Here is a 25114-nt window from a genome sequence, read left to right as displayed (position 1 = left end):
ATACAAAGACCCAAGATGGGCAAGGTCCGGAAAACAAAACCCGCTCCCCGGAGGAAGCGGGCGGGTCGAGCTTAAGCGGGAGTGGCGTATTTCGCCAGGCGCGCATCGTTCTTCAACACGGCCAGGGTATTGGTGTGCACATCTTCCGCGGTCACGTCAGCCTTGCTGAAGATCTGTTGGAAGTGTTCGTGGGTCACCGCGGCAAAGTGCGCACGGTCTTCAGGGGCTACGCCGAGTACCACGGCATAGGTGGTCAGGGCTTCGCCTTGCCCCTTGGCCATGTCTTCGGAGAGCTCGTTCATCATGCCGTTCATGGCGAACCAGGACTTGCCGCCGTAGGTCAGCGATGCGTTGGTGGAGCAACCGTTGGTGCCGGAGGTCATGCCAAAGGTGGCGTTGCCGGAGGTGCCGTTGGTGGTGGAGGCCAGGAAGTGCGCCGGAGTGCCACGCTGGCCTTGGAACAGCATGTTGCCCCAGCCGCAATCCGGGCCGCCGGGCGCTTGAGCCATGGCGTTGAGGGATACAGCGGTGAAAAGAGTACCGAGAAGAATCCGTTTCATAGCGTTGTTCTCTTTGTGTGCATACCAATGGACGGGGGAGACTGGCCCGTGGGGGCACCAGTGGGCCGGTTATCTATCCAGCCGCGCAGTTTGGAGTTTAGGCAGGTTCCCTGGGTTCCGTGATTTTTTACAAACAGTGCCTGAAACAGCTGGTTTTATTTGCCGGGGGTGGCCGTATCCGGCTTGTCTATGCTTTCCCCTGAGGCGCGCCTTGCCAGCCGGGCATACCCGGCGCCAGAATGCCGCCATCTGCCCCGCCTGATGTAAGGAAGCCCGATGCCTGATCCTGTTGCTGCCAGCCTGCGTCTCGCGCCTGAAGCGCTGACCCGCCCTTTCTCTGCTGAACAGTTCAGCTTCTCGACCACCAATGATTTGGAGCCCTTTCGCGGTGTGCTTGGCCAGGAACGTGCGGTCGAAGCCTTGCAGTTTGGCGTGGCCATGCCGCGCCCCGGTTACAACGTGTTTGTCATGGGCGAGCCGGGCACCGGCCGCTTCTCCTTCGTCAAACGCTACCTGAAAGCCGAAGGCAAACGCTTGCAGACCCCGTCCGACTGGGTCTACGTCAACAATTTCGATGAGCCCAGGGAGCCTAGGGCGCTGGAGTTGCCTGCCGGTGCCGCCGGCAGCTTCATCAGCGACATCAACGGCCTGATCGACAACCTGCTGGCGACCTTCCCGGCGGTTTTCGAGCATCCGTCCTATCAGCAGAAGAAGAGCGCCATCGACCGCGCCTTCAACCAGCGTTATGACCGCGCCCTGGATGTGATCGAGCGTCTGGCCCTGGAAAAGGACGTGGCGCTGTACCGCGACAGCAGCAACATCGCCTTTACCCCGATGTTCGATGGCAAGGCCCTGGACGAAGCCGAGTTCGCTCAGTTGCCGGAGGCCGATCGCGAGCGCTTCCACGAGGACATTTCCGCCCTGGAAGAACGCCTCAACGAAGAACTGGCGAGCCTGCCGCAATGGAAGCGCGAGTCGAGCAACCAGTTGCGCCAGCTCAACGAAGAAACCATCACCCTGGCCTTGCAGCCCTTGCTCGCGCCGCTGTCCGAGAAGTACGCGGAAAACGCCGCGGTCTGTGGATACCTGCAGGCCATGCAGGTCTATCTGCTGAAGACCGTGGTCGAGCAGTTGGTGGACGACAGCAAGACCGACGCGGTGGCGCGCAAGCTGCTGGAAGAGCAGTACTGCCCGAGCCTGGTGGTGGGTCACCCGGCCAGTGGCGGCGCGCCGGTGGTGTTCGAGCCGCATCCGACCTACGACAATCTGTTTGGCCGGATCGAGTACAGCACCGACCAGGGCGCGCTCTACACCACCTACCGGCAACTGCGTCCCGGTGCCTTGCATCGGGCCAATGGCGGCTTCCTGATCCTGGAGGCCGAAAAGATGCTCAGCGAGCCCTTTGTCTGGGACGCCCTCAAGCGTGCCTTGCAGTCGCGCAAGCTGAAGATGGAATCGCCGCTGGGCGAGATGGGGCGCCTGGCCACCGTGACCCTGACGCCGCAGATGATCCCGTTGCAGGTCAAGGTCATCATCATCGGTGCCCGCCAGCTGTATTACACGCTGCAGGACCTGGACCCGGACTTCCAGGAGATGTTCCGGGTGCTGGTGGATTTCGACGAAGACATTCCGATGGTGGACGAGAGCCTGGAGCAATTCGCCCAACTGCTCAAAACCCGTACCTCGGAAGAGGGCATGGCGCCGCTGACGGCCGATGCCGTGGCGCGTCTGGCCACCTACAGTGCGCGTCTGGCGGAACACCAGGGGCGCCTCTCGGCGCGGATTGGCGATCTGTTCCAGCTGGTCAGCGAGGCCGACTTCATCCGTCACCTGGCCTCGGACGAGATGACCGACGCCGGGCACATCGAACGGGCGTTGAAGGCCAAGGCCACGCGTACCGGTCGGGTGTCGGCGCGGATTCTCGACGACATGCTGGCCGGGATCATCCTGATCGACACCGACGGCGCGGCCGTGGGCAAGTGCAACGGCCTGACGGTGCTGGAAGTCGGGGACTCGGCGTTCGGTGTGCCGGCGCGGATTTCCGCCACGGTGTATCCCGGTGGCAGCGGCATTGTCGACATCGAGCGTGAGGTCAATCTTGGCCAGCCGATCCACTCCAAGGGGGTGATGATCCTGACCGGTTACCTGGGCAGTCGTTATGCCCAGGAGTTCCCTCTGGCGATTTCCGCGAGCATTGCCCTGGAGCAGTCCTACGGCTATGTGGACGGCGACAGTGCTTCCCTGGGCGAGGCCTGCACGTTGATTTCGGCGCTGTCGAAAACTCCGCTCAAGCAGTGTTTCGCCATCACCGGTTCGATCAACCAGTTCGGCGAAGTGCAGGCAGTGGGTGGGGTCAACGAGAAGATCGAAGGCTTCTTCCGCCTGTGCGAGGCTCGCGGTCTGACGGGGGAGCAGGGAGCGATCATTCCCCAGGCCAACGTGGCCACCCTGATGCTCGACGAGAAAGTGCTGCAGGCGGTGCGTGCCGGGCAGTTCCACGTCTACGCGGTGCGTCAGGCCGACGAGGCCCTGAGCCTGCTGGTGGGGGAGCCGGCCGGTGAGCCGGACGCCGAAGGTCAGTTCCCCGAAGGCAGCGTCAATGCGCGGGTGGTGGAGCGTCTGCGGGTCATCGCCGAGATGATCAGTGAAGAGGATCTCAAGGAGGCGGAAAAGGAGTTGGCGCAAGAGGCGCTGAGCGAAACCAAGCCCGCGTGATGGCTGTCGATGGCGAGGGCGGTGTCCCTCGCTGTCGGCGTCGGGAGTCTGACGTCAATTTGACAAAATAGACCATTCGGCGCCTGTTGGATCGCTCAACTTTGTTTATCAGGCTTTTCTTCTATTCTCAGGGCAAGGAGAACGACAGTCGTCGCTGGATCGAAACAGTCCTCAATTGAAGACTGAACAGTGGTTCTACCGAGGGTCGCCGCCATGTCGCGCAACCTTTGCCTCACCCGCCAATGCCTTGGCCTGGTTACCCGTATCGAATGCAGTGTTCGCCCACTGGCGGGGGACAACGGTATGTGGACTCTTCTCTTCGCCGCCGGAATGGCCGGTGAACAACCCTCAGCGATCAAGTCCCAGGGACCGTTCTGTGGCCCCGTGGTCGCCGAATCGATCCTCGATTCGATCGTTGAAAGCCTGACCACCCACGGCTATCAACTGGCCGACGATCCGCAGATCTGGTGCCTGCACCTGCAGGCCCAGCTGCGTCAGATCAATGGCGAACGGGTACGCGGCGCCGGCGACTTCTAGTTCCAGCCCAAGCCCTGGTGCTCATGACGCCGGCGGCGTCGATTCGCTTTTCTCAAGCTTGACCTCGAAGCCGTATTCCACGGTTTCGAGGTCGCTGCGGGTGTAGCTTTCCAATTGGCTGGGCTGGCCATAGAAGTAGTGCACGTCGAACAGTGCCGGACCATCGGCCGACGCGGTATGGCTGGTCGCGAGAATCTCCTTCAGGTACTGGCCGCTGTCGTCCTTGGCATAAAAGCGCCAGGCGTCCGCGGGAAAGAGTTTCTGGTCGACGATCAGCGCGTTGCCCCTGAGTTCGAGTCCTTTGGGCAGTTGCCGGGTGCTGATGCTGTCCTTCTTGATGCTGGCCAGGAACAGTGGAATGGAGCCCACGGCGTAAGCCGGGGTTTCCGGAAACAGGTTGAGATCGTAGGTGATGACGCCGCGCAGCGGGTCGATCTCGAAGGCTTCGTCCGGCAGCTCGATCGGTTCGCCCCGTTGGCCCTTGTCGTTCTGGGTGAAGAAGGTCAAGGGGGTGTCGCCGGCGCTGAACTCCGAGCCCAGCAGTTCGTCATTGAAGGTCCGTGGATGGCTGAACTCGATGCGCATGGCGCTGGCATCTTCCACCGATTGGCTGATTGTCACGGATTTCTTCAGTGTTTCCTCATCCAGCTGAGCGCCCTTGAGGTAGTTGGCCGCCTGATCGTCGTAGACCACCACCGGCATGGGCAGCGGCTGGACGTTCTTGTCGGTGGTGCTGCGGTCGAAACGATGCACCGGCAGGTCCAGGTCCTTGCGTGTGACGCTGGCCTGAGCGAAGTCGAGTACGGCCACTTCGAGCTTGTCCACCACACCGTTGAAATACACCTTGGCGTAATGATTGGTGTGTTTTTGCTCGAAGGCCTTTTGCTCGTTCTCCAGTTGCTTCTCGAAGTCGTCACTCCAGCTTTTCTGCTTCTGCATCTCGGCCAGTTGCTGTTGGTAGAAGGCAATTTGTGCCGCGCTTTCGTTGATCGAACCGGAGCGGGACAGGATCTGGCCGGTGCTGTCCCGGGCTTGCGCCAACAGCGGGTTGAGCGACGTGTCGTTGGCCTCTTCGGGGAGCGGGGTGCTGTTGTTCAGTTCGATTTCGGCGACGTTTTTCTCCAGCGACAACAGGGTCAGGCGGATGTTGCCGTCCTGGCGTGGCTTGCCGACATCGGCCTTGGTCAGCTCGAAGGTGAGCACGCGACTGGGGGCGATCACTTCAAGCTTGCCCCGCAGGGAGACGGGCTGCGGCTGGTTCTTGTTGTCGACTTCCAGGCCCTCGATAAAGGGGTAGGTCACCGTCAGGTCATCCGGGTTGGTGAGGTTGGAGCTTGAGGGACTCAGTTGAATCCCCGGGTCGGTCTCCGACCATTCAGGTTGGAAGGGGATGACTTTCTTGTTGCTCAGGGTGACCGACTGCCACTCCAGGCCGTGGGGAAAGGGGAACTGCGCGGACATGTCGAAGCTGAAGGGAAACACCGGTTGCAGATCGGTCAGGTAGTCCGAGCTGGAAGGTTTGCGCAACACGAACAGGCCATTGACGTAGGTATCCACCAAGGCTTGTGGCGTGGGGTAATGCTTGAGCAGGGCCAGGCTGTCCTCGCCGTACTCGGTGTCGATCGGCTTGCTGGCAAGCTTGCCTTGCGCGCGCTCCAACAGCAGCAGCGAGCCCCCGAGATCGCTGATGGCCTCTTTGAGCTTGGGGTCCTTGATAGTGTCCAGGGAGGCTTCGAACTGCCTGGTTCTCTCTTCGAGGCTGGCCTGCTTGTTTTCGTCGCTGGGTGAACAGCCGCCGCTGATCAGCAGAACCAGGCCAAGGCCGATGCTTGTCAAAGGCAATCGCAAATCCATTTTCCGGTCTTCCTGTCCAATGTCGGTGAGGGGGAGGAACGGTTCGACACTAGCAGAAAAAACCTGCGGAAAAACCCGTAGAAACAGCGATTGTCTGTGGTTTATGGGCATTTGGAGCGCTGATATACTCGCCGCCGTTTTTTACTCCGGGTGCGAGATTCAATGGAACGTTTTATCGAAAATGCAATGTATGCCTCACGCTGGCTGCTGGCGCCGATCTACTTCGGTTTGTCACTGGGCCTGCTGGCGTTGGCATTGAAGTTCTTCCAGGAAGTCTTTCACGTCATTCCCAATGTGTTTTCCATGGCGGAGTCGGATCTGATCCTGGTCCTGCTGTCGTTGATCGACATGGCGCTGGTGGGCGGTCTGCTGGTGATGGTGATGATCTCCGGCTATGAGAACTTCGTCTCGCAGCTGGACATCGATGAAGACAAGGAAAAGCTCAGCTGGCTGGGCAAGATGGATTCGTCGTCGCTGAAGATGAAGGTGGCGGCGTCCATCGTGGCGATCTCCTCGATTCACCTGTTGCGGGTGTTCATGGACGCCAAGAACACCCCGACCGAGTACCTGCTGTGGTACGTGGTGATTCACATGACCTTCGTGATCTCGGCGTTTGCCATGGGTTACCTGGACAAGCTGACCAAGCATTGATTGCACCTGCTGGATGAATGCCGCCCGCCCGTGCGTTGCGAAACGGACGGGCGGTGTTGTTTGTGGCTTGTGCTTTTCCTGGCCGAGGAATATCCATGTAGGCGTCGAGGGTTTCTAATACACGAGGTACGCTCATGAACCTGCAGGAAATGAATGCCTACGCCATCGCCGGAAAAGTCGACGAATTGAACCTGATCTCCCTGGAAGGCGGGATCTATCTACTTGAGGCGCGCATGCACGGAGCGGCTTATCCATTGAGCGATGCTCAGGGGCAGATGTTTCATCTGCGTTCGGTGGAGCATGCCCGTGAGGTATTGCAGTCCTTTCCCAAGTTGCCTTTCCACCTGATTCACACGTCGGTGCACGATGAGATGTGCGGTTTGTCCGCCAGCGCCGAAGAAAGCCTGAAGGTGCCGATCACCATGCGTTCCAGTTGGTAGTGCTGGGGTGGCGCTGATTATCGCCGGACTTCTGTGCTAGTCTGCTCGCCCTTTTGATTCCGGGCGCTCCGGGAGGCCCGGTGTGTCTGTGGCTGTTCCTGAGCCGTCCGCACAGCGGAGCAGTGTCATGTCCGAAGTAAATCTGTCCACCGACGAAACCCGCGTCAGCTACGGTATTGGCCGTCAGTTGGGCGACCAGCTGCGTGACAACCCGCCACCGGGTGTGAGCCTGGACGCGATCCTGGCGGGCCTGACCGACGCTTTCGCCGGTAAGTCAAGCCGTGTGGGTCAGGAAGAAATGTCCGCCAGCTTCAAGGTGATTCGTGAAGTCATGCAGGCTGAAGCAGCTGCCAAGGCTGAAGCCGCTGCCGGTGCCGGCCTGGCTTTCCTGGCGGAAAACGCCAAGCGTGAAGGCATCACCACCCTGGCTTCCGGCCTGCAATTTGAAGTGCTGACCCAGGGCGACGGCGCCAAGCCATCCCGTGAAGACAGCGTGCGTACCCACTATCACGGCACCCTGATCGACGGCACCGTGTTCGACAGCTCCTACGAGCGCGGCCAGCCTGCCGAATTCCCGGTTGGTGGCGTGATCGCCGGCTGGACCGAAGCGCTGCAACTGATGAACGCCGGTAGCAAATGGCGTCTGTACGTGCCGAGCGAACTGGCTTACGGTGCACAAGGCGTGGGCAGCATCCCGCCGCACAGCGTTCTGGTGTTCGACGTCGAGCTGCTGGACGTTCTGTAACCCGTGTAGGAGCCAGCTTGCTGGCGATGACGGCCGCGCACGCGCAGTCTGTTCATCGTCGGCAAGCTTGCCCCTTTATCGGCTTTGGTTTCATAGACGGATTTTTGCGCCCAGGCTCTGGCCATCGGCGCCGGTTGGCCGCAAGGCTCTGGCGTAGCAGAACAAAAACAGGTTGCGCACCAATTCCTTGAGTACCAGCGGCTCGCTGGAGCTCAAACCGTTCAGGTCCAGATCCCCCTGGTCCTGCAGCTCGCTCAGGGCTTCTTCTTCCAGCACTGCACAGACTTCCCCGGTTTCCCGATGCAGGATTCGCAGGTAGGGGTGTGGGCGGTCCAGCCAGGCATCAATCAAATAAGTCATGGGTGTCATCTCCTTGAATGGGGTTCAATGAGAATAATTCTTATTCAATGAATAGCAAGTACCTATTGGCGGTTTGTGCTTTTTTCTGTGTGGAAATTGTTTGCGATCAAATCGGCTGGCTTTTCGCTAGCAGGTGGGTGGGTCAAGCATGGCGGGGGTGTAGGCGGGATACCCTCTCGCGGCAGGCGCGAGAGGGTGCAGGCGTCAGACCTTGCGGACGAACTCGGATTTGAGCTTCATCGGGCCAATGCCGTCGATCTTGCAGTCGATGTCGTGGTCGCCATCGCACAGGCGGATGTTCTTGACCTTGGTGCCGACCTTGACCACCAGGGAGGTGCCCTTGACCTTGAGGTCCTTGATCACGGTGATGGTGTCGCCGTCTTGCAGCACGTTGCCCACCGAATCTTTCTTCACGGCTTCATCGGAGGCGGCTTCGGCTTCGCCGCTGGCAGACCACTCGTGGGCGCACTCGGGGCAGATCAGCTGGGTGCCGTCCTCGTAGGTGTATTCGGAATTGCATTTTGGGCAGGGTGGCAAAGTGCTCACTTAAGCTCCTCAAAGTCAGGATGGCTAAAAAGCGCACATTGTATAGGGTTTTGTCGGGGAGGGGGTTGTGAGGCGCTTCGATAGCGTGCCGGCTCCTGCGGACAGCAGGAACCGGGGGGCTGTTTAGTGGGTGCGGGCGACGGCGAATTCGCTCAATTCCACCAGGGCGTCGCGATATTCGCTGGGTGGCAGGGCTTCCAGGCAGGTAATGGCGCGAGCCACGTAGTCGCGGGCCAATTGCGCGGTGTAGTCCAGGGAGCCCGAGGCCTCAACCGCGGCACGGATGCTTTCCAGATCCTCGATACCGCCTTTCTGGATCGCCTGGCGCACCAGGGCTGCCTGTTCCGGGGTGCCTTCACGCATGGTGTAGATCAGCGGCAGGGTCGGTTTGCCCTCCGCCAGGTCGTCACCGACGTTCTTGCCCAGGGTTTCGGCATCGCCACGGTAGTCCAGCAGGTCGTCCACCAGTTGGAAGGCCACGCCCAGATGATCGCCAAAGGTGCGCAGGGCTTCGGCCTGTTCCGGCGTCGCGCCGGCTAGGGCGGCGGCACTGTGGGTCGAGGCTTCGAAGAGCATCGCGGTCTTGCCGCGGATGACTTCCATATAGGTTTCTTCGGTGGTGCTGGCGTCACGCACCTTGGACAGTTGCAGCACTTCGCCTTCGGCGATGATCCGCGTGGCCTGGGACAGAATGCGCATGACCGGCATCGAGCCCAGCTCAACCATCATCTCGAAGGAACGGGAGTACAGGAAATCGCCCACCAGGACGCTGGGCGCATTGCCCCACATGGCGTTGGCGGTGGAGCGGCCACGGCGCATGCCGGACATGTCGACCACGTCGTCGTGCAGCAGGGTGGCGGTGTGCAGGAACTCGATGGTGGCGGCCAGCAGGCGCAGGTCATCGCCTTCGCGGCCCAGGGCCTTGCCACATAGCAACACCAACAGCGGGCGCAGGCGCTTGCCTCCGGCCGAAGTGATGTAGTCGCCGATTTTCGAAACCAGCGGTACTCGGGAAGTCAACTGTTTCTTGATGATGCCGTCGACGGCGCTAAAATCGTCCGCCACCGCGCGGTAGAAAGCTTGGGGTTGCATCAGCGACAGGTGCTCCAGAAGGGTTGCGCGGCATGCTAGGACCCGCGTCCGCAGGTGTCAAGGCGCGCTCCCGGCGGTGCCTCGCGCAGTCTGAACGGCACTTGCATCGCTATTGTGCCTTGCGTACAATCGCGCACCCTGAACTTCCTGGGCAGCACCTGCCTTACGCAATTGCACTTGGGCCGTTCCAGCCCCATGCAGCCATGCCAGCCAATACCTCTTCTTATAAAGAGCTGGGTGAGCAGGATTATCGGAGAAATACCATGTACGCAGTAATCGTTACCGGCGGTAAGCAATACAAGGTCGCTGAAGGTGAATACCTGAAGATCGAAAAACTGGAAGTCGCCACTGGCGAATCCGTGACTTTTGACCGCGTTCTGTTGGTCGCCAACGGCGACGACGTGAACATCGGCGCACCTGTTGTTGCTGGCGCAACCGTCAAGGCTGAAGTGATCTCCCAAGGTCGTCACGATAAAGTCCGCATCATCAAGTTCCGTCGCCGTAAGCACCACATGAAGCGTATGGGCCACCGCCAGTGGTTCACCGAGATCAAAATCACCGGTATTCAGGCTTAATTTCAGCCTAATTCCTCACTAGGAGAATTGAACTCATGGCACACAAAAAAGCTGGTGGTAGTACCCGTAACGGTCGCGACTCAGAAGCCAAACGCCTTGGCGTGAAGATGTATGGCGGCCAGGTCATCAAGGCCGGCAACATCATCGTGCGTCAGCGCGGCACCCAATTCCACGCTGGCTACGGCGTTGGCATGGGTAAAGATCACACCCTGTTCGCGAAAATCGAAGGCGTGATCAAGTTTGAAGTAAAAGGCGCCTTCGGTCGTCGTTACGTGAGCGTTGTCGCCGCTTAATTGCGCGATCGCTGGAAAAGCCCTGTCTCGCGACGGGGCTTTTTCGTTTGTGGGATGAGTCTCTTGCAAAACTGTTTGTACGAGCTGGCAGCGTTGGATGTTTCGGTCGTTGATTGAGGTCGCTGCGCTCATTTTTGCAAGAGTCTTATGTCTTGGTTTCTTCAGCTCGCCCGTGCGGCGAGAGGCGTTTGATCATGAAGTTTGTTGATGAAGTTTCGATCCGAGTAAAAGCTGGCGACGGCGGCAATGGCTGCATGAGTTTCCGTCGGGAAAAATTCATCGAGAACGGTGGTCCCAATGGTGGTGATGGTGGTGACGGCGGCTCGATCTATATGGTCGCCGACGAAAACCTCAATACGCTGGTGGACTACCGTTACACCCGGCATTTCGATGCCGAGCGTGGCTCCAATGGTGGCAGCACCGACTGCACCGGCAAGAAGGGCGAAGATCTGGAGCTGCGGGTTCCGGTCGGCACCACCATCATCGATGCGGGCACCCAGGAGGTCATTGGTGACCTGACCAAGGCCGGCCAGCGCCTGATGGTAGTGCAGGGCGGCTGGCACGGTCTGGGTAACACCCGGTTCAAGTCCAGTACCAACCGTGCGCCGCGCCAGACCACTCCGGGCAAGCCGGGTGAGCAGCGCGATCTCAAGCTGGAGCTGAAAGTGCTGGCGGACGTCGGTCTGCTGGGCTTGCCGAATGCTGGCAAAAGTACCTTTATTCGCTCGGTTTCCGCGGCCAAGCCGAAGGTTGCCGATTACCCGTTCACCACTCTGGTGCCGAACCTGGGTGTGGTCAGCGTCGATCGCTGGAAGAGCTTCGTCATTGCCGATATCCCGGGGCTGATCGAAGGGGCTTCCGATGGTGCTGGCCTGGGGATTCGCTTCCTCAAGCACTTGGCGCGTACACGCATTCTGCTGCATCTGGTGGACATGGCTCCGCTGGATGAAAGCAGTCCGGCGGATGCGGCTGAGGTGATTGTCAACGAATTGGTCAAGTTCAGTCCGTCCCTGGCTGAGCGTGAGCGCTGGCTGGTGCTGAACAAGAGCGACCAGATCCTTGAAGAGGAGCGCGAGGAGCGCGTCAAGGAGATCGTTGATCGCCTGCAGTGGACTGGTCCGGTGTATGTGATTTCGGCTATCTCCAAGGATGGTACTGAGCGCCTGAGTCGCGACATCATGCGTTACCTGGAAGATCGCGCCGATCGTCTGGCGGCCGATCCGGCCTACGCCGACGAGCTGGCCGAGCTGGATCAGCGCATCGAGGATGAGGCGCGCGCCCAGTTGCAGGCGCTGGATGATCAGCGTGCTCTGCGTCGCAGTGGCGTCAAGAGTGTCCATGACATCGGTGACGATGATTGGGATGAAGAGGATGTGGATGACGAGGATGGTCCGGAAATCATCTACGTCCGCGACTGATCCTGTCGTGGCGGGCTGGCCCCGCGAAGACGGTTTATCTGGCCTGGCGCGGTGTTATCATCGCTGCCGGCCAGCTCTCAAGGCGCCGCTCATTCGAGCGGCGTTTTGGTATCTGCAAGGCGTAAATACGAATAACCCCATGAGTGGCGCTCGGTCGCGCTGCTCGCTGGCAAAGGTTGAATAAGATGCGGAGCAAGGTGACGGGTGCGCAACGCTGGGTCGTGAAGATCGGTAGCGCGCTGCTGACGGCGGACGGCAAGGGGCTGGATCGCGCTGCAATGGGTGTATGGGTCGAGCAGATGGTGGCCTTGCATGAGGCTGGCGTCGAATTGGTATTGGTTTCCTCGGGCGCAGTGGCGGCCGGGATGAGCCGCTTGGGCTGGACCGCACGACCGAGTGCGATGCATGAGCTGCAGGCAGCCGCCGCCATCGGCCAGATGGGGTTGGTGCAGGCTTGGGAGTCGAGTTTTGCCGAGCATGGCCGGCATACCGCGCAGATTCTGCTGACCCATGACGACCTGTCGGACCGCAAGCGTTACCTCAATGCGCGCAGTACCCTGCGGGCGTTGGTGGAGCTCAAGGTGATTCCGGTGATCAATGAAAACGACACTGTGGTCACTGATGAAATCCGCTTTGGCGACAACGACACCCTGGCGGCTCTGGTTGCCAACCTGGTGGAGGCCGATCTGCTGGTGATCCTCACGGATCGCGATGGCATGTTCGATGCTGATCCGCGCAGCAATCCCGATGCTCAGTTGATTTACGAGGCGCGTGCCGATGATCCGGCGCTGGATGCCGTGGCTGGCGGTACTGGTGGCGCCTTGGGGCGCGGTGGCATGCAGACCAAGCTGCGGGCGGCGCGGCTGGCGGCGCGCTCCGGCGCGCACACCATCATTGTCGGTGGACGTCTGGAGCGGGTGCTGGATCGCCTCAAGGCTGGCGAGCGCATTGGCACCTTGTTGTCGCCGGAGCGCGGCATGCTGGCGGCTCGCAAGCAGTGGCTGGCCGGGCATCTGCAGACCCGTGGCACTCTGGTGCTGGATGAGGGGGCGGTGGCGGCGCTTTCCCAGGGCAACAAGAGTTTGTTGCCGGTGGGGGTCAAGCAGGTCCAGGGCGGTTTCCGGCGTGGCGAAATGGTGGTTTGCGTGGCGCCCGATGGTCGCGAGATCGCCCGAGGCCTGGCCAACTACAGTGCGCTTGAGGCGCAGAAGATTATCGGTCAGCCCTCTGATGCCATTGTGGGGGTCCTGGGCTACATGGCTGAGCCGGAACTGGTTCACCGCGATAACCTGATTCTGGTGTAAGCGATTTGAGGAAAAGCGAATGCGCGTAGCAAAAGGACTGTTGGGCTTGCTCTTGGCGATGCCGTTCATGGTGTCGGCCGAGGAAATTGGTCAGGTATCCACGGTGTTCAAGTTTGTCGGGCCGAACGATCGCATCGTGGTCGAGGCCTTCGATGATCCCAAGGTGGACGGTGTGACGTGCTATCTGTCGCGAGCCAAGACCGGTGGTCTCAAGGGTGGCCTGGGTCTGGCGGAGGATCGCGCCGAGGCGTCGATCGCTTGTCGCCAGGTGGGGCCGATCGCGTTCAAGGGCGAGCTCAAGGACGGTGAGGAGGTGTTCAAGGAGCGCACTTCGCTGGTGTTCAAGACCATGCAGGTGGTGCGTTTCCTTGATAAGAAGCGCAATACCCTGGTGTATCTGGTCTACAGCGATCGGGTGATCGAGGGGAGTCCGCAGAATGCGGTGACAGCGATTCCTATTCTGCCTTGGCCGCATCAGTGAAATGTTGAATCTTGGCGAGCCGGCTCCGGGAGGAGCTGGCTGGTTGAGCTGTTAAATGGCAGGCAATAAAAAACCGACCCTTGGGTCGGTTTTTTAACAAGCGTGTCGCTTAGGCTGCAGCAGCAAGGTTCAGCGCCTTGATGTGGCCATTCAGACGACCTTTATGGCGAGCAGCTTTGTTCTTGTGGATGATGCCTTTATCGGCCATGCGGTCGATAACTGGCACGGCCAGAACATAAGCAGCTTGCGCTTTAGCGGCGTCTTTGGCGTCGATGGCCTTAACTACGTTCTTGATGTAGGTACGAACCATGGAACGCAGGCTGGCGTTGTGGCTGCGACGCTTCTCAGCCTGTTTTGCACGTTTTTTGGCGGAAGGTGTGTTGGCCACCGTCGAGCTCCTCGAAAGACTTTTTGGGAAATAGCAAACAAAATAGGCCGCGAATCATGCCGATGAGTTGAAGTCTTGTCAAGGGCGGGTGATACGTTCCGCTGAGTGGTCGATCTGAAGAGGCGGGATATTTATTTCCGGCGCTTGACCTGTAAACTCGCGAGCTTTGGCTCTGTGCTGTTGCGGCGCGGAGTATCGCATAAGTAGGCGTCTTTTCGCCTGCTGTTTATCTACAGGCAAACAACCTTTTCATGAACCTGCTCAAGTCACTGGCCGCGGTCAGCTCTATCACGATGCTTTCCCGGGTGCTTGGATTTGTCCGCGACACCATCATCGCGCGCACGTTCGGCGCCGGGATGGCGACGGATGCTTTCTTCATCGCCTTCAAACTGCCCAACCTGCTGCGGCGGATCTTTGCCGAGGGCGCCTTCTCCCAGGCCTTTGTGCCGATCCTCGCGGAGTACAAGAGCCAGCAGGGAGAGGAAGCGACCCGCACCTTTATTGCCTATGTCTCGGGTTTGCTGACTCTGGTCCTGGCGCTGGTCACGGCCCTGGGCATCATTGCCGCGCCGTGGGTGATCTGGGCCACGGCGCCGGGTTTTGTCGACTCGCCGGAAAAATTCGCCCTGACCTCCGATCTGTTGCGGGTGACCTTTCCTTATATATTGCTGATTTCGCTGTCCTCTCTGGCCGGGGCGATTCTCAATACCTGGAATCGCTTCTCGGTGCCGGCTTTCGTGCCGACCCTGCTCAACGTCAGCATGATTATCTTCGCGCTGTTCCTCACGCCGTATTTCGATCCCCCCGTGATGGCGTTGGGTTGGGCGGTTCTGGCCGGTGGCCTGGCGCAGTTGCTCTACCAGCTGCCGCATCTGAAGAAGATCGGCATGCTGGTGCTGCCGCGCCTGAATCTGCGGGACACCGGTGTCTGGCGAGTGATGAAGCAGATGCTGCCGGCGATTCTCGGGGTGTCCGTCAGCCAGATCTCGCTGATCATCAACACCATCTTTGCCTCGTTTCTGGTGGCCGGCTCCGTGTCCTGGATGTATTACGCCGACCGGCTCATGGAGCTGCCGTCCGGCGTGCTGGGTGTCGCTCTGGGGACCATTCTGCTGCCGACCCTGGCCAAGACCTACGCCAGCCAGGATCGTCATGAGTACTCGCGGATTCTCGATTGGGGGCTGCGCCTGTGTTTCATCCTGGTGCTGCCGTGCTCCCTGGCCCTGGGCATACTCGCCGAGCCGCTGACCGTCTCGCTGTTCCAGTATGGCGAGTTCAGCGCCTTTGATGCCTCCATGACCCAGCGTGCGCTGGTGGCTTATGCCGTGGGTTTGCTGGGGATCATCGTGATCAAGGTGCTGGCGCCGGGCTTCTATGCGCAGCAGAACATCCGCACGCCGGTGAAAATCGCCATTTTCACCCTGATCGTGACCCAGTTGCTCAACCTGGCGTTTATCGGTCCCTTGAAGCATGCCGGCCTGGCCCTGGCCATCAGTGCCGGAGCCTGTATCAATGCGGGCCTTTTGTTTTATCAGCTGCGCAAGCAGCAGATGTTCCAGCCGCAGCCGGGCTGGGGGCGGTTTACCTTGAAGTTGCTGCTGGCCGTGGCGGTCATGTCTGCGGTATTGCTGGGTCTGATGCATGTCATGCCAGCCTGGGATCAAGGCCACATGCTCCAGCGTTTTCTGCGCCTGGGCGTGCTGGTGGTGGCTGGGGTGGTGGCGTATTTCGGCATGTTGGCCCTATTGGGCTTCCGTTTGCGGGACTTCAATCGCAAGGCCTTGAACTGATGACTGTTTAGTCTTCAGGGCGGGGCGGGCATCGGTTTTGTCGGTTCAACCACATTGGCGTAAGGTGCTGCCTGTCGTCGGCCGCCGGGTGTGGTTATAATCGGCCACTTTATGAGCAAGAAGCGCGTTATGCAGCTGGTTCGAGGCCTCCACAATCTGCGCCCCCAGCATCGGGGCTGCGTCGCCACTATTGGCAACTTTGACGGTGTTCACCGTGGTCACCAGGCTATTCTGGGTCGGCTGCGTGAACGTGCGCTCGAGTTGGGCGTGCCCAGCTGCGTGGTGATTTTCGAGCCGCAGCCGCGGGAGTTCTTCTCTCCGGAGACCGCACCGGCCCGCCTGGCCCGCTTGCGCGACAAGCTGCAGTTGCTGGCTCAGGCAGGCGTCGACCGGATCCTGTGCCTGGCCTTCAATCAGCGCCTGAGCAAGCTGGGCGCCAGCGAGTTCGTCGAGCGGATCCTGGTGGACGGCCTGGGTGTGCAGCACTTGGAAGTGGGGGACGATTTCCGCTTCGGTTGCGATCGGGTCGGCGATTTCGAGTTTCTGCAACAGGCCGGAGCCAGCCACGGGTTTACCGTGGAAGCCGCGCAGACCGTTGAGCTGGATGGCTTGCGCGTCAGCAGCACCCAGGTCCGCAATGCCCTGGCCGCTGCCGACTTTGATCTGGCCGAGCGGCTGCTCGGTCGTCCGTACCGGATTGCCGGACGGGTCCTGCACGGGCAGAAACTGGCGCGCCAGTTGGGCACGCCCACCGCCAACGTGCAATTGAAGCGCCGCCGCGTGCCGCTTTCCGGGGTCTACCTGGTGAGCGTCGATATCGATGGCAAGACCTGGCCCGGCGTCGCCAACATTGGCGTGCGGCCCACGGTTGCAGGTGATGGCAAGGCCCACCTGGAAGTTCATCTTTTAGATTTTGCCGGCGATCTGTATGACCGGCGTTTGACGGTGGTTTTCCACCACAAGCTGCGTGAAGAGCAGCGTTTCGCCTCCCTGGAGGCGTTGAAGACGGCGATCAATGCGGATGTTGCCGCCGCCCGTGCCCAAGTGGCACGTATCCATAGCGCCAATCGCTAATGAAGAGCCTTAAATGACCGACTATAAAGCCACGTTAAACCTTCCGGACACCGCCTTCCCAATGAAGGCCGGCCTGCCTCAGCGCGAACCACAGATTCTGCAGCGTTGGGACAGCATTGGCCTGTACGGAAAGTTGCGCGAGATTGGCAAGGATCGTCCGAAATTCGTCCTGCACGACGGCCCTCCCTATGCCAACGGCTCGATTCACATCGGTCATGCGGTCAACAAGATTCTCAAGGACATGATCATCCGCTCGAAAACCCTGGCGGGTTTCGACGCGCCTTATGTTCCGGGCTGGGACTGCCACGGCCTGCCGATCGAGCACAAGGTCGAGGTGACCCACGGCAAGAACCTGTCCTCGGACCAGACCCGCGAGCTGTGCCGCGCCTACGCTTCCGAGCAGATCGAAGGGCAGAAGGCCGAGTTCATCCGCCTGGGCGTGCTGGGTGATTGGGCCAACCCCTACAAGACCATGAACTTCGCCAACGAGGCCGGGGAGATCCGTGCCCTGGCAGAGATGGTCAAGGGCGGCTTCGTGTTCAAGGGCCTGAAGCCGGTGAACTGGTGCTTCGACTGCGGTTCGGCCCTGGCCGAGGCGGAAGTCGAATATCAGGATAAGAAGTCCGCCACCATCGACGTGGCCTTCCCGATTGCCGACGAAGACAAGCTGGCTGGCGCCTTCGGCCTGGCCAAGCTGGCCAAGCCCGCGGCCATCGTGATCTGGACCACCACCCCGTGGACCATCCCGGCCAACCAGGCGCTGAACGTCCATCCGGAGTTCAACTACGCCCTGGTCGACGCCGGCGAGCGCCTCTTGGTGCTGGCTGAGGAGCTGGTGGAGTCCTGCCTGGCCCGCTACAACCTGGAAGGCTCGGTGATCGCCACCGCCCCGGGTTCGGCCCTGGAACTGATCAACTTCCGCCATCCGTTCTACGATCGTCTGTCGCCGGTGTACCTGGCCGAATACGTGGAGCTGGGCGCCGGCACCGGCGTGGTGCACTCCTCGCCAGCCTACGGTGAAGACGACTTCGTGACCTGCAAGCGCTACGGCATGGTCAACGACGACATCCTCAATCCGGTACAGAGCAACGGCGTCTACGCGTCATCGCTGGAATTCTTCGGCGGCCAGTTCATCTGGAAGGCCAACCCGGCCATCGTCGACAAGCTGAGCGAAGTCGGCGCGCTGCTGCACACCGAAACCATCAGCCACAGCTACATGCACTGCTGGCGTCACAAGACCCCGCTGATCTATCGCGCCACCGCGCAATGGTTCGTCGGCATGGACAAGCAGCCGCAAGCCGGCGACAGCCTGCGCCAGCGCGCCCTGCAAGCCATCGAAGACACCCAGTTCGTACCGGCCTGGGGCCAGGCGCGCCTGCATTCGATGATCGCCAACCGTCCGGACTGGTGCATTTCCCGCCAGCGCAACTGGGGCGTGCCGATCCCGTTCTTCCTGCACAAGGAAAGCGGCGAGCTGCACCCACGCACCGTCGAGCTGATGGAAGAGGTGGCCAAGCGCGTCGAACAGGAGGGCATCGAAGCCTGGTTCAAGATGGACGCCGCTGAACTGCTGGGCGACGAAGCCGCTCAGTACGACAAGATCAGCGACACCCTGGACGTCTGGTTCGATTCCGGCACCACTCACTGGCACGTGCTGCGCGGTTCGCACCCGATGGGCCACGAAAGCGGTCCGCGGGCCGACCTGTACCTGGAAGGTTCCGACCAGCACCGCGGCTGGTTCCACTCGTCCTTGCTCACCGGTTGCGCCATCGACAACCACGCGCCGTACCGCGAACTCTTGACCCACGGTTTCACCGTGGACGAGAACGGCCGCAAGATGTCCAAGTCCCTGGGTAACGTGATCGCGCCGCAGAAGGTCAACGACACCCTGGGCGCCGACATCATGCGCCTGTGGGTTTCGGCCACCGACTACTCCGGCGAGATGGCGGTGTCCGATCAGATCCTGCAGCGCAGCGCCGACGCCTACCGGCGTATCCGTAACACCGCGCGCTTCTTGCTCTCCAACCTGAGCGGCTTCAACCCGGCCACCGATCTGCTGCCGGCTGAAGACATGCTGGCCCTGGACCGCTGGGCCGTGGACCGTACCCTGCTGCTGCAGCGCGAGCTGGAGCTGCACTACGGCGAATACCGCTTCTGGAACGTCTACTCCAAGGTGCACAACTTCTGTGTGCAGGAGCTGGGCGGTTTCTACCTGGACATCATCAAGGATCGTCAGTACACCACCGGCGCCAACAGCCAGGCTCGGCGTTCCTGCCAGACCGCGCTGTTCCACATCTCCGAGGCGTTGGTGCGCTGGATCGCGCCGATCCTGGCCTTTACCGCCGACGAGCTGTGGCAGTACCTGCCGGGCGAGCGCAACGAATCGGTAATGCTCAACACCTGGTACGAAGGACTGAGCGAGCTGCCGGAAGGCTTCGAGCTGGACCGCGCCTTCTGGGAGCGGATCATGGCGGTCAAGGCGGCGGTCAACAAGGAACTGGAGAACCAGCGCGCGGCGAAAGCCGTGGGCGGCAACCTGCAGGCCGAAGTGACCCTGTACGCCGAAGACTCGCTGTCGGCCGATCTGGCCAAGCTGAGCAACGAACTGCGCTTCGTGCTGATCACCTCCACCGCCAGCGTCGCGCCCCTGGCCCAGGCCCCGGCGGACGCGGTGGAAACCGAAGTCAGCGGCCTCAAGCTGAAAGTGGTCAAGTCCAGCTTCGTCAAGTGCGCCCGTTGCTGGCACTGCCGCGAAGACGTTGGCGTGCACCCGGAGCATCCGGAGATCTGCGGGCGTTGCGTGGACAACATCAGCGGCGCGGGCGAGGTTCGTCACTATGCCTAACGCCGCAGGCCGTTTCGGCCGTCTGGGCTGGCTGTGGTTGAGCGTGCTGGTCCTGGTCATCGACCAGGTCAGCAAGCTGCACTTCGAAAGTTCGTTGAGCATGTACCAGCAGATCGTGGTGATCCCGGACTACTTCAGCTGGACCCTGGCCTACAACACCGGCGCGGCTTTCAGCTTCCTTGCCGACAGCTCCGGCTGGCAGCGCTGGCTGTTCGCCCTGATCGCGATCGTGGTCAGTGCGGTGCTGGTGGTCTGGCTCAAGCGCCTGGGGCGCAATGAAACCTGGCTGGCCATCGCCCTGGCCCTGGTGCTGGGCGGTGCCTTGGGCAACCTGTACGACCGTATCGCCCTGGGCCATGTGATCGATTTCATCCTGGTGCACTGGCAGAACCGCTGGTACTTCCCGGCATTCAACTTCGCCGACAGCGCCATTACCGTCGGCGCGGTGATGCTGGCCCTGGATATGTTCAAGAGCAAGAAAACCGGAGAAGCCGTTCATGACTGAACAGGTATTGACTGAACAACGTATCGGTCAGAACACGGAAGTCACTTTGCATTTCGCATTGCGCCTGGAGAACGGCGACACCGTGGACAGCACCTTCGACAAGGCCCCGGCGACCTTCAAGGTCGGTGATGGCAACCTGTTGCCCGGGTTCGAAGCCGCGCTGTTCGGCTTCAAGGCCGGCGACAAGCGCAACCTGACGATCGAGCCGGAAAACGCCTTTGGCCAGCCCAACCCGCAGAACGTGCAGACCATCCCGCGTTCGCAGTTCCAGGACATGGAGCTGTCGGAAGGCTTGCTGGTGATCTTCAATGACGCGGCGAACACCGAGTTGCCCGGTGTGGTCAAAGCCTTCGATGACGCTCAGGTCACCGTGGACTTCAACCACCCGCTGGCCGGCAAGACCCTGACCTTTGATGTCGAGATCATCGACGTCAAAGCGCTTTAAAAGCATCGCCGGCAAGCTGTCTCCTATTCTGTAGGAGCCGGCTTGCCGGCGATCCGCTGTCTACAACGATCTAACTTCTTGCGCGCAAGACACGAGGCACAGCATGCAAATCAAACTCGCCAACCCCCGTGGCTTCTGCGCCGGTGTGGACCGGGCGATCGAAATCGTCAATCGCGCCCTGGAAGTCTTCGGGCCGCCGATCTACGTCCGGCATGAAGTGGTGCACAACAAATTTGTCGTCGAAGACCTGCGCAATCGCGGAGCGATCTTCGTCGAAGAGCTGGACCAGGTGCCGGATGACGTCATCGTCATCTTCAGCGCCCACGGCGTGTCCCAGGCGGTGCGCAACGAGGCCGCCGGTCGTGGTCTCAAGGTGTTCGACGCCACCTGCCCGCTGGTAACCAAGGTGCATATCGAAGTGGCGCGCTACAGTCGCGACGGTCGTGAATGCATCCTGATCGGCCATGCCGGCCACCCTGAAGTCGAAGGCACCATGGGCCAGTACGATGCCAGCAATGGTGGCGCCATCTACCTGGTGGAAGACGAGAAGGACGTGGCCGAGCTGCAGGTGCGCAACCCCGAGCGCCTGGCCTTCGTGACCCAGACCACCTTGTCCATGGATGACACCAGCCGGGTGATCGACGCCCTGCGTGCGCGTTTCCCGGCCATCGGCGGGCCGCGCAAGGACGACATTTGCTACGCCACGCAAAACCGCCAGGACGCGGTCAAGCAACTGGCCGACGAATGCGACGTGGTGCTGGTGGTCGGCAGCCCCAACAGTTCCAACTCCAACCGCCTGCGCGAGCTGGCCGAGCGCATGGCCACCCCGGCCTACCTGATCGACGGTGCCGAGGATCTACAGCGCAGTTGGTTCGATGGGGTCGAGCGTATCGGCATCACCGCCGGTGCTTCGGCGCCGGAAGTTCTGGTGCGTGGCGTGATCCAGCAACTGCAAGCCTGGGGCGCCACGGGGGCCGACGAGCTGGCGGGACGCGAAGAGAACATCACCTTCTCCATGCCCAAAGAGCTGCGGGTTCGCTCCCTGCTCTGATCAGCCAGCTGTCGCGCACAAGGCCTGCTCGGCGTGATCGCTGCGCAGGCTGACCCGCCCGCTGCGTGACAACACCACCTGATGACGGCTGTGCTCCTGGTCGGCCTGGCAGATATGCAGGGTGCCGGCCTGGAAGGCGCCACTGGGCAGCAACGGGTTGCCCAGAGGGCTGAAACGCACGTAGTGCTGCACGGGGCGATTGCCCACAATCAGTACCTGCCCGCCGCTGCGCCGCTCGACCAGCAGCGGATTCCCCAAGTCCTCCGGCCCCCTGCCACTGATATCCAGAATGATGCGCCAGCCTCGGCTCCAGTCGTTGTCCAGACCATGGATCAACGTGGTGCGCTGATGCAGGATCGCCGCCGCCCGGGCATTGCGCAGGCCGCTGGCAAGCATTTGCGCCGTGTCCTGCTGGCGATTGGCGCGCAGCAGCTCACTGAGCGCGGTGCTGGACAGTGGCAGCAACAGCGCCAGCACCGCCAGTGCGGTTAGCAGCTCAATCAGGCTGAAGCCTTTCTCGTGCATGCGGTCTCCCTCCGTGGAGCGCCCGGTTTCACGCAACAGCTGCGTGCCCTTGAGCTAAAGGGCCAGTCTCCGACCGGCCAGGCGTTGGGCTGTTATAGCCGAGGACTCTGCCAAGGCTTGCCAAGTATTTGCGTACAAAGGGTTTCTGCTCGCTGTTGCCTTCAGCCGGCGCTGTGTGGGGCACAGGGCAATGTATTGCGGGGTGTTCCAGCCAGCGGTCTGGGGGCGACGCCGAGGCTACCCTCAGGAGGCGGCTGCATCGATTTCAGCTGTCCTGACGCGCGGATCGCGGGACTTGGATAGTCCATCGCCTGGGGGCAGAAGCCGCCGCGGCGAGTGACCGGTGTCGGTTTCAACGCAGGGGGAGTCAGGGAGGACGTTACTGATGAACCAGTGGCAGGCACAGGACGGCATGACCCTGATCGAGGTGCTGGTGGCCCTGTCGATCCTGGCGGTGGGCCTGTTGGGAGCCGCGGCGCTGCAGATCCGGGCGCTGCAGCATACCGACAGTGCGCGAATGAGCACCCAGGCCAGCTTTATCGCCTACGACATGCTCGATCGGATCCGGGCCAATGCATCTGCCGATTACACCCTTGCCACTCCCGCTGAGGGCAACACGGGCAATGCGCGGGATCAGGACTTGCTGGACTTCGCCAGCAACGTTGCCAGTTTTGGCGGCCCCAGCGCCAAGGGCCGCATCAGCGTCAGCCAGCAGGTCTACACCGTGCGCATCACCTGGGACGACTCACGCGCCGTCGGCCAAGTCGCTGGACAGCGCAGCTTGGAACTCAGCAGCCGAGTGGCCGTGGATCCGGGAGGCACGCGGTGAAGCAAGGCCATTGCGGTTTTACGCTGGTGGAGATGATGTTGGCGCTGCTCTGGGGGCTGGTGCTGGTGTTGGGCGCGGCCCAGGTATTTATCGCGGCGAAGCACACTTACCTCAGCCAGAACGCCTCGGCCTACCTGCAGGAGGATGGGCGTTTTGTCCTGAGCAAGATGCTTCAGGAAATTCGCATGGCGGGGCTGGCCGGTTGTTTGCGAGAGGTTGAGGACGCGAGCAGCGCCACGGAGTTCTCGCGCTACAGGGCCACCCCGATTCAGTGGGACAGCGCCGAGCACAAGCTGACCCTGATCACTGCGGATGTCGGTGAGGATGGCGGGGCGCCGACCTGGAGCCTGGTGACTGACTGTCAGCGCCGCGCGGTGGCCTACTCAGGGGCTCATCAAGGGGGTGTCGGGCAGCAGGTGTTTGCCTTGCGACGAGTGTTCTACAGCTTCAAGAACCATCAACTGTTGCTCGGCAGTGGCCTGGGCAAGCAGCAAGCGGTGCTGCTGGACAACGTTGAAGCCTTTGATGTCGGCTTCGGTATGGCCCGTTCCGCAACAGCGAGCGGGGTTTCCGGCTACAGCCCGCATCCGGGTGATCCGGCGCGGATTCGCAGCGTGCGATTACGCCTGACCCTGGCCGATCCCGACGCCCGCGTCAGCCCGCAGAGCTTCACGGTGGTGGCGGCCTTGCGCAACAGGTTGCCCTGATGCTGTGCCCGGCAGGATGCAGGCCCGTCGGTGAGCGGGGCATGGCGCTGTTGGTGAGTCTGGTGTTTCTGCTGGTGCTGAGCCTGATCGGCCTGTCATCCCTGCAAAACGCCACCTTGCAGGAAAAGATGGCCGCCAGCCTGGACCGGCACAATCGGTCTTTCCAGGCCGCGGAGGCGGCGCTGCGCCTGGGGGAGAGCGCGATCCGCCAGGGTGATTATTCTTTGCCGCCGTGCGCAGATCCTGCGCGCTGCGCACCTCCGGCTGAATCGACGGTGGTCAGCGGTGCCGGCTTCAATGAGGCTTCGGCGGTGACCTGGATCGCCACTGGCGAGGGGTTTTATGCGGTGCAGAATCTGGGGGTTGTCCTGAATGCGGTGGGCCTGCCCCCCGGCACCTCGGCCACGTTGTACCGGGTGACCGCAGTGGGGCTGGCGGGGCAGGCGCGCAGCGTGCTGGAGAGCATCTATGCCAAGTACTGAGTCGGACTCGCTTCGGTGTCGATGGCCGTTCGTGGTTGCGGTCGTGCTGCTGGGCAGTTGGGAAGGGGTTGTCGCGAGTGAAGTCCAGTCGCCGATCACTGTGGCTGATCAGGCTCCGGAGCCTTCTGGTGTATCCGCTTGGTTGACCTTGAATGCTGGCTGGTTCAGGTCTGGAGTGTATTGCTCATACATGGCCTGCGGGAAATTGATCGAGTTGCAGGCGTTCAGCGGTAAGATGCTCGACGCCGCGCCGCAGGACGCCAATCGCGATGGCATCGTGGCGGATCAGGAAGCCCTGTCCCAAGGCCTCGGGGTTGTCGATCCGCTCCCTGGCCGTGCAGGTGTTTCCAGCCATCAGCCGCGCAAGACCGTCAGCGATCCTGGTGGCGCCAGCAGCTCACTGGAGGACAGCTCCAGCGGTGGCAGTCGGCGCATCCTGTGGCGACAAATTCAGTAAGCGAGATTCTTGACCATGCGCAGATCCAACCAAGGTTTTACCCTGATCGAAATCATGATCGTGATTGCGATCATAGGTCTGGTCCTGACCTTGAGCCTTCCCAGCATCACCGAACACTTGAAGAAGCCCCATCGCAGTGAAATCGCGGCGTTGCTGACCGAGCAGGCACAGCAGCTCGAACGCCACTTTTCCAAAGCCGGGGTCTACAGCAACGCCGCCGACCTGAGTGCCGGCAACGATTACTACAGCATCACCCCGACCCTGACCGACACCGGCTTCTCGCTGACCGCAACGCCCAAGGCCGATACGCTGATGGCGGGGGACAAATGCGGCAGTTTCAGCATCGATCAAACCGGCGCCACCAGCGTCAGCGGTCAGGCCGAAGGGCTGACGGCCAAGGACTGCTGGGGGCGTTGATCACGGGTTTCGGGGGCTGCGGCGCCCA

Annotated in this window: 28 protein-coding genes; 21 read left to right on the top strand and 7 right to left on the bottom strand. The window is 61.3% G+C overall.

The features are described from left to right. Window positions 1-71 precede the first annotated feature (71 nt). The gene (locus GWQ44_RS21055; protein ID WP_016967017.1) at window positions 72-560 is read right to left on the bottom strand and encodes a DUF3015 domain-containing protein; all 489 of its coding nucleotides are present in this window, start codon (window positions 558-560) and stop codon (window positions 72-74) included. A 276-nt stretch (window positions 561-836) separates the two neighbouring features. On the opposite strand from GWQ44_RS21055, the gene GWQ44_RS21050 reads away from it, so the two are divergent. Beyond that, a complete protein-coding gene (locus tag GWQ44_RS21050) occupies window positions 837-3275 on the top strand; it encodes an AAA family ATPase (RefSeq protein WP_047306171.1) in 2439 nt (812 codons plus the stop codon). 213 nt (window positions 3276-3488) lie between these two features. Further along, window positions 3489-3812 carry a hypothetical protein gene (locus tag GWQ44_RS21045; protein WP_016967033.1) on the top strand — a complete coding sequence of 108 codons (324 nt, stop codon included), beginning with the start codon at window positions 3489-3491 and terminating at the stop codon, window positions 3810-3812. A 21-nt stretch (window positions 3813-3833) separates the two neighbouring features. Here the strand turns inward: GWQ44_RS21045 and GWQ44_RS21040 are convergent, their stop codons facing one another. Continuing rightward, window positions 3834-5666: a hypothetical protein gene (locus GWQ44_RS21040; RefSeq protein ID WP_047306170.1), complete on the bottom strand. Its 1833-nt coding sequence runs from the start codon at window positions 5664-5666 to the stop codon at window positions 3834-3836. Between the two features lie 162 nt (window positions 5667-5828). Between GWQ44_RS21040 and GWQ44_RS21035 the strand changes: the two genes are divergently transcribed. From GWQ44_RS21035 to GWQ44_RS21025, 3 genes are all read left to right on the top strand, one after another. Further along, window positions 5829-6317: a TIGR00645 family protein gene (locus GWQ44_RS21035; RefSeq protein ID WP_015637095.1), complete on the top strand. Its 489-nt coding sequence runs from the start codon at window positions 5829-5831 to the stop codon at window positions 6315-6317. A 134-nt stretch (window positions 6318-6451) separates the two neighbouring features. Beyond that, window positions 6452-6757 carry a DUF6482 family protein gene (locus tag GWQ44_RS21030; protein ID WP_016967031.1) on the top strand — a complete coding sequence of 102 codons (306 nt, stop codon included), beginning with the start codon at window positions 6452-6454 and terminating at the stop codon, window positions 6755-6757. Between the two features lie 127 nt (window positions 6758-6884). Continuing rightward, window positions 6885-7502, top strand: a complete 618-nt coding sequence (locus GWQ44_RS21025; RefSeq protein ID WP_275928207.1) for an FKBP-type peptidyl-prolyl cis-trans isomerase — start codon at window positions 6885-6887, stop codon at window positions 7500-7502. 90 nt (window positions 7503-7592) lie between these two features. On the opposite strand, the gene GWQ44_RS21020 is transcribed toward GWQ44_RS21025, so the two are convergent. From GWQ44_RS21020 to GWQ44_RS21010, 3 genes are all read right to left on the bottom strand, one after another. Next, window positions 7593-7862, bottom strand: a complete 270-nt coding sequence (locus tag GWQ44_RS21020) for a hypothetical protein (RefSeq protein ID WP_016967029.1) — start codon at window positions 7860-7862, stop codon at window positions 7593-7595. A gap of 204 nt (window positions 7863-8066) precedes the next feature. Continuing rightward, window positions 8067-8408: a zinc ribbon domain-containing protein YjdM gene (locus tag GWQ44_RS21015; RefSeq protein ID WP_016967028.1), complete on the bottom strand. Its 342-nt coding sequence runs from the start codon at window positions 8406-8408 to the stop codon at window positions 8067-8069. 123 nt (window positions 8409-8531) lie between these two features. After that, on the bottom strand, window positions 8532-9500 hold the full coding sequence (locus GWQ44_RS21010; RefSeq protein WP_016967027.1) for a polyprenyl synthetase family protein: 969 nt from the start codon (window positions 9498-9500) through the stop codon (window positions 8532-8534). A gap of 263 nt (window positions 9501-9763) precedes the next feature. Here GWQ44_RS21010 and rplU point away from each other — a divergent pair, with 263 nt between their 5' ends. From rplU to GWQ44_RS20985, 5 genes are all read left to right on the top strand, one after another. Further along, complete coding sequence (rplU, locus tag GWQ44_RS21005) at window positions 9764-10075, top strand: 50S ribosomal protein L21 (protein ID WP_003228361.1); 312 nt, start codon at window positions 9764-9766, stop codon at window positions 10073-10075. 35 nt (window positions 10076-10110) lie between these two features. Next, complete coding sequence (gene rpmA, locus GWQ44_RS21000; RefSeq protein WP_003228360.1) at window positions 10111-10368, top strand: 50S ribosomal protein L27; 258 nt, start codon at window positions 10111-10113, stop codon at window positions 10366-10368. Between the two features lie 194 nt (window positions 10369-10562). Beyond that, a complete protein-coding gene (cgtA, locus tag GWQ44_RS20995; RefSeq protein ID WP_016967026.1) occupies window positions 10563-11786 on the top strand; it encodes an Obg family GTPase CgtA in 1224 nt (407 codons plus the stop codon). Window positions 11787-11971: 185 nt separating this feature from the next. Continuing rightward, window positions 11972-13090: a glutamate 5-kinase gene (proB, locus tag GWQ44_RS20990; RefSeq protein WP_016967025.1), complete on the top strand. Its 1119-nt coding sequence runs from the start codon at window positions 11972-11974 to the stop codon at window positions 13088-13090. Window positions 13091-13109: 19 nt separating this feature from the next. Next, window positions 13110-13571: a CreA family protein gene (locus GWQ44_RS20985; protein ID WP_016967024.1), complete on the top strand. Its 462-nt coding sequence runs from the start codon at window positions 13110-13112 to the stop codon at window positions 13569-13571. 109 nt (window positions 13572-13680) lie between these two features. Here GWQ44_RS20985 and rpsT read toward each other — a convergent pair whose 3' ends face one another. Next, entirely contained in the window at window positions 13681-13959 is a 279-nt protein-coding gene (gene rpsT / locus GWQ44_RS20980) for a 30S ribosomal protein S20 (protein WP_016967023.1), read from the bottom strand. Between the two features lie 251 nt (window positions 13960-14210). Between rpsT and murJ the strand changes: the two genes are divergently transcribed. From murJ to ispH, 6 genes are all read left to right on the top strand, one after another. Beyond that, window positions 14211-15749, top strand: a complete 1539-nt coding sequence (gene murJ, locus GWQ44_RS20975; protein WP_047306169.1) for a murein biosynthesis integral membrane protein MurJ — start codon at window positions 14211-14213, stop codon at window positions 15747-15749. A 129-nt stretch (window positions 15750-15878) separates the two neighbouring features. Beyond that, window positions 15879-16823, top strand: coding sequence for a bifunctional riboflavin kinase/FAD synthetase (ribF, locus tag GWQ44_RS20970; RefSeq protein WP_275928206.1), 945 nt, complete (start codon window positions 15879-15881; stop codon window positions 16821-16823). Window positions 16824-16836: 13 nt separating this feature from the next. Then, the gene (ileS, locus tag GWQ44_RS20965) at window positions 16837-19668 is read left to right on the top strand and encodes an isoleucine--tRNA ligase (RefSeq protein WP_179599692.1); all 2832 of its coding nucleotides are present in this window, start codon (window positions 16837-16839) and stop codon (window positions 19666-19668) included. Next, window positions 19661-20173: a signal peptidase II gene (gene lspA, locus GWQ44_RS20960; RefSeq protein WP_016964296.1), complete on the top strand. Its 513-nt coding sequence runs from the start codon at window positions 19661-19663 to the stop codon at window positions 20171-20173. The genes ileS and lspA overlap by 8 nt, the downstream gene beginning before the upstream one ends. After that, a complete protein-coding gene (fkpB, locus tag GWQ44_RS20955; protein WP_016964297.1) occupies window positions 20166-20618 on the top strand; it encodes an FKBP-type peptidyl-prolyl cis-trans isomerase in 453 nt (150 codons plus the stop codon). Before lspA ends, fkpB begins: the two co-directional genes overlap by 8 nt. 103 nt (window positions 20619-20721) lie before the next feature. Beyond that, complete coding sequence (gene ispH / locus GWQ44_RS20950; RefSeq protein ID WP_047306167.1) at window positions 20722-21669, top strand: 4-hydroxy-3-methylbut-2-enyl diphosphate reductase; 948 nt, start codon at window positions 20722-20724, stop codon at window positions 21667-21669. Here the strand turns inward: ispH and GWQ44_RS20945 are convergent, their stop codons facing one another. After that, entirely contained in the window at window positions 21670-22194 is a 525-nt protein-coding gene (locus GWQ44_RS20945; protein WP_275928205.1) for a GspH/FimT family protein, read from the bottom strand. It abuts the gene before it with no gap. 385 nt (window positions 22195-22579) lie between these two features. Here GWQ44_RS20945 and pilV point away from each other — a divergent pair, with 385 nt between their 5' ends. The 5 genes from pilV to GWQ44_RS20920 all read left to right on the top strand — a co-directional run bounded on the left by pilV (window position 22580) and on the right by GWQ44_RS20920 (window position 25086). Continuing rightward, entirely contained in the window at window positions 22580-23023 is a 444-nt protein-coding gene (pilV, locus tag GWQ44_RS20940; RefSeq protein WP_199011136.1) for a type IV pilus modification protein PilV, read from the top strand. A 32-nt stretch (window positions 23024-23055) separates the two neighbouring features. Continuing rightward, complete coding sequence (locus tag GWQ44_RS20935; RefSeq protein ID WP_275928282.1) at window positions 23056-23730, top strand: pilus assembly protein PilW; 675 nt, start codon at window positions 23056-23058, stop codon at window positions 23728-23730. Between the two features lie 41 nt (window positions 23731-23771). Continuing rightward, the gene (locus tag GWQ44_RS20930) at window positions 23772-24212 is read left to right on the top strand and encodes a PilX N-terminal domain-containing pilus assembly protein (RefSeq protein WP_275928204.1); all 441 of its coding nucleotides are present in this window, start codon (window positions 23772-23774) and stop codon (window positions 24210-24212) included. Between the two features lie 190 nt (window positions 24213-24402). Continuing rightward, a complete protein-coding gene (locus GWQ44_RS20925; protein ID WP_275928203.1) occupies window positions 24403-24669 on the top strand; it encodes a hypothetical protein in 267 nt (88 codons plus the stop codon). A 15-nt stretch (window positions 24670-24684) separates the two neighbouring features. After that, window positions 24685-25086: a type IV pilin protein gene (locus GWQ44_RS20920; protein WP_016964303.1), complete on the top strand. Its 402-nt coding sequence runs from the start codon at window positions 24685-24687 to the stop codon at window positions 25084-25086. The last annotated feature ends 28 nt before the right edge of the window (window positions 25087-25114 follow it).

It is taken from the genome of Pseudomonas sp. 3MA1, from assembly GCF_029237275.1.
Classification (GTDB): Bacteria; Pseudomonadota; Gammaproteobacteria; order Pseudomonadales; family Pseudomonadaceae; genus Aquipseudomonas; species Aquipseudomonas fluorescens_AP.
This window is presented reverse-complemented; position numbering and strand designations above follow the sequence as displayed.

Bases quoted from the DNA above. Each gene is read 5' to 3' on its own strand.
- GWQ44_RS21055 (WP_016967017.1), bottom strand. From the start codon at position 560: ATGAAACGGATTCTTCTCGGTACTCTTTTCACCGCTGTATCCCTCAAC.
- GWQ44_RS21050 (WP_047306171.1), top strand. From the start codon at position 837: ATGCCTGATCCTGTTGCTGCCAGCCTGCGTCTCGCGCCTGAAGCGCTG.
- GWQ44_RS21045 (WP_016967033.1), top strand. From the start codon at position 3,489: ATGTCGCGCAACCTTTGCCTCACCCGCCAATGCCTTGGCCTGGTTACC.
- GWQ44_RS21040 (WP_047306170.1), bottom strand. From the start codon at position 5,666: ATGGATTTGCGATTGCCTTTGACAAGCATCGGCCTTGGCCTGGTTCTG.
- GWQ44_RS21035 (WP_015637095.1), top strand. From the start codon at position 5,829: ATGGAACGTTTTATCGAAAATGCAATGTATGCCTCACGCTGGCTGCTG.
- GWQ44_RS21030 (WP_016967031.1), top strand. From the start codon at position 6,452: ATGAACCTGCAGGAAATGAATGCCTACGCCATCGCCGGAAAAGTCGAC.
- GWQ44_RS21025 (WP_275928207.1), top strand. From the start codon at position 6,885: ATGTCCGAAGTAAATCTGTCCACCGACGAAACCCGCGTCAGCTACGGT.
- GWQ44_RS21020 (WP_016967029.1), bottom strand. From the start codon at position 7,862: ATGACTTATTTGATTGATGCCTGGCTGGACCGCCCACACCCCTACCTG.
- GWQ44_RS21010 (WP_016967027.1), bottom strand. From the start codon at position 9,500: ATGCAACCCCAAGCTTTCTACCGCGCGGTGGCGGACGATTTTAGCGCC.
- rplU (WP_003228361.1), top strand. From the start codon at position 9,764: ATGTACGCAGTAATCGTTACCGGCGGTAAGCAATACAAGGTCGCTGAA.
- rpmA (WP_003228360.1), top strand. From the start codon at position 10,111: ATGGCACACAAAAAAGCTGGTGGTAGTACCCGTAACGGTCGCGACTCA.
- cgtA (WP_016967026.1), top strand. From the start codon at position 10,563: ATGAAGTTTGTTGATGAAGTTTCGATCCGAGTAAAAGCTGGCGACGGC.
- proB (WP_016967025.1), top strand. From the start codon at position 11,972: ATGCGGAGCAAGGTGACGGGTGCGCAACGCTGGGTCGTGAAGATCGGT.
- GWQ44_RS20985 (WP_016967024.1), top strand. From the start codon at position 13,110: ATGCGCGTAGCAAAAGGACTGTTGGGCTTGCTCTTGGCGATGCCGTTC.
- murJ (WP_047306169.1), top strand. From the start codon at position 14,211: ATGAACCTGCTCAAGTCACTGGCCGCGGTCAGCTCTATCACGATGCTT.
- ribF (WP_275928206.1), top strand. From the start codon at position 15,879: ATGCAGCTGGTTCGAGGCCTCCACAATCTGCGCCCCCAGCATCGGGGC.
- ileS (WP_179599692.1), top strand. From the start codon at position 16,837: ATGACCGACTATAAAGCCACGTTAAACCTTCCGGACACCGCCTTCCCA.
- lspA (WP_016964296.1), top strand. From the start codon at position 19,661: ATGCCTAACGCCGCAGGCCGTTTCGGCCGTCTGGGCTGGCTGTGGTTG.
- fkpB (WP_016964297.1), top strand. From the start codon at position 20,166: ATGACTGAACAGGTATTGACTGAACAACGTATCGGTCAGAACACGGAA.
- ispH (WP_047306167.1), top strand. From the start codon at position 20,722: ATGCAAATCAAACTCGCCAACCCCCGTGGCTTCTGCGCCGGTGTGGAC.
- GWQ44_RS20945 (WP_275928205.1), bottom strand. From the start codon at position 22,194: ATGCACGAGAAAGGCTTCAGCCTGATTGAGCTGCTAACCGCACTGGCG.
- pilV (WP_199011136.1), top strand. From the start codon at position 22,580: ATGAACCAGTGGCAGGCACAGGACGGCATGACCCTGATCGAGGTGCTG.
- GWQ44_RS20935 (WP_275928282.1), top strand. From the start codon at position 23,056: ATGATGTTGGCGCTGCTCTGGGGGCTGGTGCTGGTGTTGGGCGCGGCC.
- GWQ44_RS20930 (WP_275928204.1), top strand. From the start codon at position 23,772: ATGGCGCTGTTGGTGAGTCTGGTGTTTCTGCTGGTGCTGAGCCTGATC.
- GWQ44_RS20925 (WP_275928203.1), top strand. From the start codon at position 24,403: ATGGCCTGCGGGAAATTGATCGAGTTGCAGGCGTTCAGCGGTAAGATG.
- GWQ44_RS20920 (WP_016964303.1), top strand. From the start codon at position 24,685: ATGCGCAGATCCAACCAAGGTTTTACCCTGATCGAAATCATGATCGTG.